We start from the raw sequence: 5,295 nt of genomic DNA, 5'->3' as shown, positions 1-5,295 counted from the left end.
TTTCATTGTCTTGTATTTTATTTTTTGTGTAATAATCATTTTTTATATATAATTTATTTGTTCTTTCGTCTTTTTCAACTTCAATTTGATTCTTTTTTTCGATTTCAAGATAATCTTGTAGTTTTACAAGTTTTTTTATTCTTTTAAACATATTTGATAATTTGTTTTTTACAAATTCAATTACTGTAGGTCTGAGGTTGGTGTTGCTTTCTTCCTTATATTTATCTACTATATCTTTTTGTATTTTTTGCATTATACCACTTCTACTACAATCCATTTTTAAAGTATCTAAATCTTTATTTATTTTATTATGTTCTTTAACTTCAATTTCTATTTGATTTTGACAAAGCGATTGCAATTCTTCGTTAAATAAAGTCAAGTTATTGAAATTCTCTTCATAGTTTACTGCATAAAAACTTGTAATTTGAAATTCTTCTGTAAACACTTTAAAAGAAGCTCCTGTATCTTTATTCATTATGAAGTCTCCAGCATTACAAATGCTTTTTATTTTTGCTTTTAATTTATTGTTTCTATCAATATATTTTGCATTAGGATTATTCTTACCTATGTGTTTTTCGGAAAGAGCTTTATTTTGCTTTTCAGACCAATATGACCAGTCTATATTTAATGTATCTTTTAAAATCAATTCTTTACATTTGTATATAAAATTTTGACTTTTAAATAATGGATCTTTGTCGGAAAAGTATCGAGTAGTTCCTTTTTGAAGAATAGTGCCTTTTTTTACTGTTTTAACAGCATTTTCTTTCTTACATTTATGACCTGTATCATCATAGTAATATGTCCTAGAAGCTCTTTTTTCTTTAGTTATTTCTGGAACTTCTAATTTTTGCCTTTCGCTAAATATTAAGTGACAATGTCTATTAATAACATTATTTTTGTTGTTTTGATGAATTGCACAAGCACATTCAACTCCAAATTTAGTTTTGAATATATTGCAAAGTTCTTCTGCTATAATTGGAGAGTTTTGTGGTATGCCAATTATTAACTCTCTAGCTTCGCAACATTTACCTCCTGCTTTGGTTTCTTTGTGCCTTATTCTATTTTCCTTTGCAAGTAGCAACCAAAAATCTTCATCTGCAGTATTAAAATAATCTACAATATTTTCTTGTTTATCTTTATCTGTTATATAGTTTAATCTTCCTTTTACATTAGTTAATTTTCTACTATCTAAATATCCGCTCATTTTATATCACATTCCTTTCGTGTTAGCCTTGTATTATACAATACCATACTTTGCTACTTTTGTAAAGTAGCGAAAAATCACCCATAGAACATTTTATTTCATAAAATATTCTATGGATTTTTCGTTTAGGGTGTACCCTAAAAACCCAATTCAACATACTTATAATAATAACTATGTTGAACAATAACTATTCTAAAGAATAGTTATTGCAGGGGCTATACTCGCCCCTACAATAGACTTTCGTCTTTTTACCCTAGTGTTACCATATAAATAATATAATTAAAATTATATTATTTATATGGTTTTGCCTTATTTTAACCGTTTGTTTATACTTGTATATTATCATTTGTATAACAAGCCTAAACATTGACAAATAAGATTATGTTGTGGTATAGTGATAAAAAAATAATACAATAGAGGTGGTTATGTGGAAGAAAAACAATATAGTGTAAAAGATTTATGTAGCATTTTTAATATAAATCCTAATACTTTTCCGAGTATTGCTAAAAGGTTAGAGATAAATACAGAGGAATATTGCAAAGTAGAAATAAACGAATTTAAAGCTCCAAAGAAATATTATAACGAATTAGCATATAAAAAGGTTGAAGAATATTCATTAAGCAAAGAAAAGAAGAATGCTGCAAAGGAAAAAGAAATTTCAAAGTATTTACAAAAGTTAGAAGATAAAGATAAGATCATAGATGAATTGAGAAAGCAATTAGAATTTAGTCAGAAAATGCTTGTAGCTGAAAAAGGAGAGAAGCAACAGTTACAAAATCAAATGTATTTACTTGCTGAAGATAATAAAAAAATTAGTCAGTTAGAAAGTGAAAACAGTTTACTATCGAAATCAAATGAAGAGTTTATTCACGAAAACCACAAACTTGAAGGAGAAAAGTATCAATTAGAGCAAGAAAAAGAAAAATTAGAAGAAGAAATAAGCAAGATGAAGAATAGGAACTTTTGGGCGAGACTTTTTAATAAATAGAATAAATAGAAAAAATTTGACATATAATAAAAAATGTATTATAATACAAATACAGATAGTTGGAGTGCATAGCCAGACATCTGTCGCTAGGTATGTGGATAGAGACACATATCTTTTTTTATGCAAAAAAACAGGGAGAATAGAGTCTCCCTGAACTAAATAAATTAGTTTTTACCATTGTTGTCTTTGTATTTTTGTAACTCTTTTTGAAGTTCTTCAATTTTTTGTAGTAACAAAAATACTAATGCATAGCCATTCATGCTGTCACCCCCTTTCTTAAAGGGATATGCTTCATTGCTGAAGCTTGTAAAAGTATATACTAAAATTAGTGATTTGTCTATAATATTGGTAGTGTATTCTTGCTAAAATAAAAAATGAGACGGTTTTTAAGTGATATATGAATAATTTTATATTTAAAAATTTATTAAGCTAAAATGCTCTTTTTTGTGCGAATAGGAAGATAGTAAAAAATAAAATAAAAAAATGTCAAAACAAATCATTGACTTTTTTTTATTTTTAATATATTATTTTTTCAATTGAATACGAGATAAAAAAATAAACCTTTCGACTGGTACTCGAAAGGCAAATATTCTGAAGGTATACTCTTCAAAACCTACCTTCGATATAATTAGTTTAATGCAAAATAAAAAAAAAGTCAAGAAAGAAGTTAAAAAAACTTTACAGAACTTTAAAAAATTTAAAGAGAACTAAAAAGAAGATAAGAGAATTTTTGCCAAGAGGGTACTTGAAAGAGTACTCTCTTGTTTTTTTGTTTTAATTCAATTTAACTGAATAATAAAGTATAAGTAATATGCTTGTGCAGGTGGAAAAATGCAAAGTAATTGACACCTAAAGAAATAAGATTACAAGGGTGTGGACGAGCCCATGCAGAGAGTCGCCTCGCGTTATTTGTGTTTTAGTAGCATAAATTGTGCGTCAGCAGGATCTCATACAAATCGAAAACCTGCAATATAAAAAGAATTTGGGGGGGATAGTTAAAGAGGATTTACAACTTATGACATGGATTAACTTGTGTTGTCTGCAAAGACTATGTTGTATCAAATTGAAATATTTGAACTTTACTAACATTGAACGACCGAGCGAACGACGGTATTGTTTAATTAAAAGCAAAGTAATTTTTGAGTCTATGGGATTACTTTGCTTTTTTCACTCTCTTACTCACTCTGGTATTGTTATTTTAGTTGAATAAAGTTGAATAGAAAATATATAAAATAGTAATAGAACTTTGCTAATAAGCTTTATTTTGTGCAAAGTGAGATGTATGTTAAAGTTTGTTATAAGTTAGATAGTTGTAAGAGTAAAAGAAAAAATTGATTTTTTTTACTAAAAGTATTAAACTAAAAGCATTAAACAATGAATAAAAGTTAAACAACTAAAAATTATATTTTGGTTTATCTGAAGGAGTGAAAGAAAATGTTTTTAATAAAGCAAGTTGCAGAAGATTTAGGAATATCAACACAGGCTATTTATAAGCAAAAAACAGAGTTATTGGAAAAAGGTTATATGATAAAAAATTCTGCAGATGATTATGAATTAACTAATGCAGGTTATGAGTATTTGAAAGAAAAGAGAGTAAACAAGATTAAACGAAAATCTAAAAGGTTGAATAGTGATAATAGTAAAAGTAGTGAAAAATCAATTATTAGTGATACAATATGGTTGAATGAAAAGTTGACTGTTATGTATGAAGAAAGAATAAATGAATTGCAGAAACAAGTAGATTATTTTAAGGGATTATATGAAAACGAGAAAGAAGAACGAAAATCAATAAATGATAAATATCAAAATTTTTTAATATCATTATCTGAAGATAAATAATACCAGAGCATATCGTAATAAACCCAAAACACACTAAATAAGGCGGTTTACTTGACTTTAGGAGATAAACTCAATATAATGATATTGCCAAAGAGAGGATAAAGAGCAACGCTGGGGAGCGACTCTGAACGGCTCAATGGTCGAAGGAATTAATCATAAAAAAAGTGGACATATCCACTTTTTTTATGATTAATTCCTTCGACACATTACGAATATGAATATTAACTTAATCTTGAGAAAATTCATTTGAAATGATTGTGTTTTTTTCTTCTACAAGTCTTACCATTTCGTTTGATAATCCGAAATAAGCGTTTCTATAATAAATGAAATAGTAAGATGTTATAAATAATAAAAATAAAAGTACTATAATTATAACCAAGAAAATTTTATTTAATTTATTCATAAGTTCACCTCCTCGTATCTTGCGAGACATTTTTATATAATGTATTTTATCAAAATATAAATTTTTTTTCAATAGACACAAAAGAGACCAAATTTTAGTTAAAACTAAAATTTGGCCATTTCACAAATACGCACCTTTACAATTAATTAGTTCTTAGTGTTGTTAATATTTAATTACGATGGATAAGCGTATGCTGTACCACTCGCGTAGGCTACTCTGATTTGGATTTTGTAAACATCAGAGCCACACCAAAATTCTCTTGTTCCATATCCCGGACAAGCTTTTGTTTCACTCCAAACAACATTACCGTTTTTTCCTAACATACGGATATCTGCTCTTAAGATTCCTAATCCATCAGTTCCTGTACTACTATTAAATACAGTGACATTTCTGTTGAATCCAGTAGTAGATTCTGCTAATGTTGTCCATGTTGTTGATGTTACAATTGTACCTTTATAAGTATCAGCTGCATAAATTTTACTTGCTGTTCCCATGATGGCAACAAACATAAAAGCAACTGCCAAAAGGATTTTAGTTGTTTTATTTATAGTTTTTGTCATATACATACTCCTTTTCTCTATATACAGGTAAAGGGTGCGTATTGTGAAATTATCAAAAGATAAAATAAAAAATTTTCTTTATTTCATCTTTTGATTTTATGTGCATTTTTTTATGCTAAATAATTATATGATGTTTTGGTAATTATGTCAATATGTTAAGCTTGTTTAAGAGTTTAATCTTCCAAAAAAACATAACATTAAATTTCAAGTTCAATTTCATTGTCTTGTATTTTATTTTTTGTGTAATAATCATTTTTTATATATAATTTATTTGTTCTTTCGTCTTTTTCAACTTCAATTT

At 27.0% G+C, this 5,295-nt stretch carries 4 protein-coding genes and 1 pseudogene; 2 read left to right on the top strand and 3 right to left on the bottom strand.

The window, feature by feature from the left end:
• Positions 1-1,204 (bottom strand): annotated as a pseudogene (locus tag ACMUOV_RS08375) (hypothetical protein); the annotation flags it as partial.
• A gap of 427 nt (positions 1,205-1,631) precedes the next feature.
• Here ACMUOV_RS08375 and ACMUOV_RS08370 point away from each other — a divergent pair.
• Together ACMUOV_RS08370 and ACMUOV_RS08365 are read left to right on the top strand one after the other, a co-directional pair.
• Entirely contained in the window at positions 1,632-2,192 is a 561-nt protein-coding gene (locus ACMUOV_RS08370) for a hypothetical protein (protein ID WP_413854686.1), read from the top strand.
• 1,434 nt (positions 2,193-3,626) lie between these two features.
• A complete protein-coding gene (locus ACMUOV_RS08365; RefSeq protein ID WP_413854685.1) occupies positions 3,627-4,031 on the top strand; it encodes a hypothetical protein in 405 nt (134 codons plus the stop codon).
• Positions 4,032-4,257: 226 nt separating this feature from the next.
• On the opposite strand, the gene ACMUOV_RS08360 is transcribed toward ACMUOV_RS08365, so the two are convergent.
• Both ACMUOV_RS08360 and ACMUOV_RS08355 read right to left on the bottom strand, forming a co-directional pair.
• A complete protein-coding gene (locus tag ACMUOV_RS08360; RefSeq protein ID WP_413854684.1) occupies positions 4,258-4,434 on the bottom strand; it encodes a hypothetical protein in 177 nt (58 codons plus the stop codon).
• A gap of 173 nt (positions 4,435-4,607) precedes the next feature.
• Positions 4,608-4,994, bottom strand: a complete 387-nt coding sequence (locus tag ACMUOV_RS08355) for a hypothetical protein (RefSeq protein ID WP_413854683.1) — start codon at positions 4,992-4,994, stop codon at positions 4,608-4,610.
• Positions 4,995-5,295 lie beyond the last annotated feature (301 nt).

It is taken from the genome of Candidatus Ruminimicrobium bovinum (genome assembly GCF_902760015.1).
Lineage (GTDB): Bacteria > Elusimicrobiota > Endomicrobiia > Endomicrobiales > Endomicrobiaceae > Ruminimicrobium > Ruminimicrobium bovinum.
Note: the sequence above shows the minus strand (reverse complement) of the source record. Positions and strands in the feature narration are given on the sequence as shown.